General features: G+C 51.1%; 3 protein-coding genes. 2 read left to right on the forward strand and 1 reads right to left on the reverse strand.

Annotated elements, in window-relative coordinates; all coding sequences use genetic code 11:
• Positions 1 to 189 precede the first annotated feature (189 nt).
• Together ompR and envZ are read left to right on the forward strand one after the other, a co-directional pair.
• The gene (ompR, locus tag GOU96_RS17070; RefSeq protein ID WP_000230025.1) at positions 190 to 912 is read left to right on the forward strand and encodes a two-component system response regulator OmpR; all 723 of its coding nucleotides are present in this window, start codon (positions 190 to 192) and stop codon (positions 910 to 912) included.
• A gap of 68 nt (positions 913 to 980) precedes the next feature.
• Complete coding sequence (gene envZ / locus GOU96_RS17075; RefSeq protein ID WP_001222687.1) at positions 981 to 2,297, forward strand: two-component system sensor histidine kinase EnvZ; 1,317 nt, start codon at positions 981 to 983, stop codon at positions 2,295 to 2,297.
• 24 nt (positions 2,298 to 2,321) lie between these two features.
• On the opposite strand, the gene GOU96_RS17080 is transcribed toward envZ, so the two are convergent.
• Positions 2,322 to 3,722, reverse strand: coding sequence for a uracil-xanthine permease family protein (locus tag GOU96_RS17080; protein ID WP_162796964.1), 1,401 nt, complete (start codon positions 3,720 to 3,722; stop codon positions 2,322 to 2,324).
• Between the last annotated feature and the right edge of the window lie 114 nt (positions 3,723 to 3,836).

A 3,836-nucleotide genomic window follows, 5' to 3' on the forward strand; every position in this document is an offset into this window, starting at 1 on the left:
AGAATATTACGACTATTGATTGCGAATTATGAGCAGTTCCGTTATACCCTTTGGATGAGGCGCGAAATCGAAGTCGTCTGATTATACAAAGACATAAAGATTAACAATTCTTTACGCGCGGTGAGCGGTAACGATGTTACATTTTACTCGCCCGAAGAGTCGGGAATTGAACAACAGTTAGGTGGGATCATGGTGGAAAATCATAAAGTTTTAGTGGTAGATGATGATGCGCGTTTGCGTGCGCTGCTTGAGCGTTACCTGTCCGAGCAGGGTTTTCAAGTCCGCAGTGTGGCTAACGGCGAGCAGATGGATCGTCTGCTGACGCGCGAAAACTTCCATTTGATGGTGCTGGATTTGATGTTGCCGGGTGAAGATGGCTTGTCTATCTGTCGACGTTTGCGCAATTCCAACAATATGATCCCGATTCTGATGCTCACTGCCAAAGGCGATGAGATTGACCGCATTGTCGGCCTAGAAGTTGGTGCCGATGATTACCTGCCAAAGCCGTTTAACCCGCGTGAACTGTTGGCGCGCATTAAAGCGGTACTGCGCCGCCAAGTGATTGAAGCGCCGGGAGCGCCGAGCGCTGAAGAGACAGTGATCGAATTTGGTGATTTCCGCCTTAACCTTGGTACGCGTGAAATGTTCCGTGGTGAGGAGCCAATGCCACTCACTTCCGGTGAATTTGCCGTGTTGAAAGCGCTGGTGACCAATGCCCGTGAACCGCTTTCGCGCGATAAACTGATGAACATGGCGCGTGGCCGCGAATATTCCGCGATGGAGCGCTCGATTGACGTACAGATTTCTCGTCTACGTCGTATGCTCGAAGTTGACCCTAGTAAACCGCGCTATATTCAAACCGTATGGGGACTCGGTTACGTGTTTGTTCCTGATGGTAAAGCCGCCAACTAACTTCTTTTAGGCACGCCGGGCAAGGGCGTCCTCGCTCCGCGCGTGCCCTTGCTACATTTAGGTGCCTTATGCGAATTCGCAGTTCATTTACCCAATCGATCCTGCTGTTTTTCTCCCTATTGATCGCTAGCCAAATCTATTCTTACTACGCCGTCTTTAACTATGCGTTGCTGCCAAGTTTGCAGCAGTTCAACAAAATTCTTGCCCATGAAATCAGCTTGATGCTCGATGACACCAGTAATCCCAATGTCAGTTCCGAAATGGATGCGTTGCTCAAAAGGCGTGTGCTTGAGCAATTAGGGGTGACGATTCATAGTAACGACAGCCCCGAAGCGGTCGAATATCAACACGCGATCAGTTTGGATTTGATGAGCGAAGAGATGAGTAGTGAGCTGGGTTCACCCACAGAAGTGCGCATGGCGTTGGGCGAAGAGAGCTACATCCTGTGGATGAAGATCGATTCTCTGCCCGGCCAGTTGCTGCGTATTCCACTCTCTGAACTGCAAGAAGAAGATTTCGCGCCGCTGTTTCGTAACAGCATTATTATGGCGCTACTGATTGTAATTGGTGGCTGGCTGTTTATTCGTCTGCAAAACCGTCCACTGATTGCCTTGGAAAAAGCCGCCAAAATGGTAGGCCGTGGAGAAACGCCACCACATCTACCTGAGCAAGGCACGCTAGAAATCCGCTCGGTAACGCGCGCGTTTAATCGGATGTCGAAAGGCATTCAAGCACTGGAAGAAGATCGCGCGCTGTTGATGGCGGGGATCAGTCATGATATCCGCACGCCCCTGACCCGCATCCGCTTGGCAACCGAGATGATGTCACCAGAAGACAGCTACCTAGCTGAGAGCATCATCAGCGATACCGAAGAGTGTAACCAGATCATCAGCCAATTTATGGATTACCTGAAACCCGTCAATCGTGAAGCGTTTGAAGCGGTGGATCTGAATGATATTGCGAGCGATGTAGCAAGCTCTGAAGGGGGCTACGAAGTGCAGATTGAAACCGAGTTACAAGCAGGACTCGCGCCCGCCCTGGGCAACCCGATTGCAATTAAGCGTTCACTGAGTAACTTGGTAGTGAATGCGCTGCGCTACGGCAACGGTTGGGTCAAAGTGAGTAGCGGCATGACGGCCGATAAGAAGCTAGTCTGGCTGTCTGTGGAAGACAATGGGCCGGGTATCGATCCAAGCCAAGTGAATAAAGTGTTTGAGCCTTTTACTCGTGGGGATACCGCGCGGGGCAGTGAAGGGACGGGCTTGGGGCTGGCGATTGTGAAGCGGATTGTCAGCCAGCATCATGGCGCGGTGTCGGTCAGCAATCGCAGCCAAGGGGGGCTGCGTGCTCAAATTAGTTTCCCGACTAAGCAGCAAAAGGGCTAACCTAAGTTAGCCCTGATTGAACCGTTAGTTTGACTCTTGCGCCGTTTCGGTAACCGAAGCGGCGTTTTCATCTCGGCGTACTTCTGGCAGCAGCAAGTTAAGCACGATAGCGGTAATACCACCTGCGGCTACACCTGAAGAGAACAGATTCTTAATAAATTCCGGCATAAACTGCAGAATCTCTGGCTTTTGCGCAATTCCCAAACCCATTGAGAAGGAGAGCGCCATGATCAGAATCGCGCGGCGATCCAAATCGACGCGAGAGATAATGCGCACGCCTGCCGCAGCAATCGTACCAAACATCACAATCGTTGCGCCGCCAAGCACAGGTTCAGGAATCAACTGTACAAAGCTTGCAACGCCGGGGAAGAAACCAAGCAGCACCAACATGCCCGCGATAAAGTAACCCACATAACGGCTGGCAACGCCGGTTAATAGGATCACGCCGTTGTTTTGGCTAAAGGTGGAGTTTGGAAAGCTGTTAAATACCGCGGCTAATGCGGAATTGAGGCCATCCGCCAATACGCCGCCTTTGATACGCTTCATATACATGGGGCCTTTCACGGGCTCACCAGAGACTTCGGAGGTCGCCGTGATATCACCAATCGCTTCTAGTGCCGTGATAAGGAAAATCAGCACCAGAGGAATAAACAGCGACCAGTCAAAACCTAAGCCATATTGCATCGGAATAGGTAGCGCGATGAGCTGGGTTTCCGCCAAGTTGTCGGTATTGACCATGCCCATCAGGTACGCCATTACATAACCTACCAGCATCGCAATCACAATCGAAGCCACTCGCACGTAAGGGTTGTGCGCTCGGTTCAGCAGCACAATGATCGCCAATACGGTGCCAGCTAGCGCAAGCTTATCGAGGCTACCAAAGCTGCCATCAGCCATAGCCGCATAACCGCCACCCATAGAAATCAATCCGACTTGTACCAGCGTTAGGCCAATTAAGGTCACCACAATCCCAGAGACCAACGGAGTAATCACGCGCTGAGCAAATTGCAGCACGCGAGACAGTAAAATTTCAGCGCTTGAGGCGACCAAAATCGTGCCAAAAATCGCGGCCATCATGGTCTCTATATCTGCACCGCCTGCTTTGAGCGCAAGTCCAGCACCGATAATCGGGCCTAAAAAGTTAAAGCTGGTGCCTTGAATGGAAAGCAAACCTGAGCCAATTGGGCCAAAGGTACGGATTTGAATGAAGGATGACAAACCCGAAGCAAACAGAGACATGCTGATGATGGTGTTGGTTTGATCGGCAGGTACACCAAGGGATTGGCAAATGATCAGCGATGGGGTGATCACGGCGACAAACATCGCCAGCAGATGTTGCAAGGCTGCGAAGAGAGTTTGAGGCAAAGGGGGACGATCATTGAGTTGATAGACCAGATCTGCCTTACGTGAAGTCGGTTGTGTCATAGCGATTTTCCTGATGGTCAATAACACCTTGCGCACGCTGAATGGGTGGTTAAGGTGGAGCAGAAGCCGCTTCTGTGATTGCTGTTATCCCCTTTCTACTTGAAGCTGCAGCGG

The organism is Vibrio sp. R-1 (assembly GCF_035615595.1).
GTDB lineage: Bacteria > Pseudomonadota > Gammaproteobacteria > Enterobacterales > Vibrionaceae > Vibrio > Vibrio cholerae.

What these genes read in the sequence shown, in the direction of transcription:
- envZ (WP_001222687.1), top strand. Translation starts at nt 981, where the DNA reads ATGCGAATTCGCAGTTCATTTACCCAATCGATCCTGCTGTTTTTCTCC.
- GOU96_RS17080 (WP_162796964.1), bottom strand. Translation starts at nt 3,722, where the DNA reads ATGACACAACCGACTTCACGTAAGGCAGATCTGGTCTATCAACTCAAT.
- ompR (WP_000230025.1), top strand. Translation starts at nt 190, where the DNA reads ATGGTGGAAAATCATAAAGTTTTAGTGGTAGATGATGATGCGCGTTTG.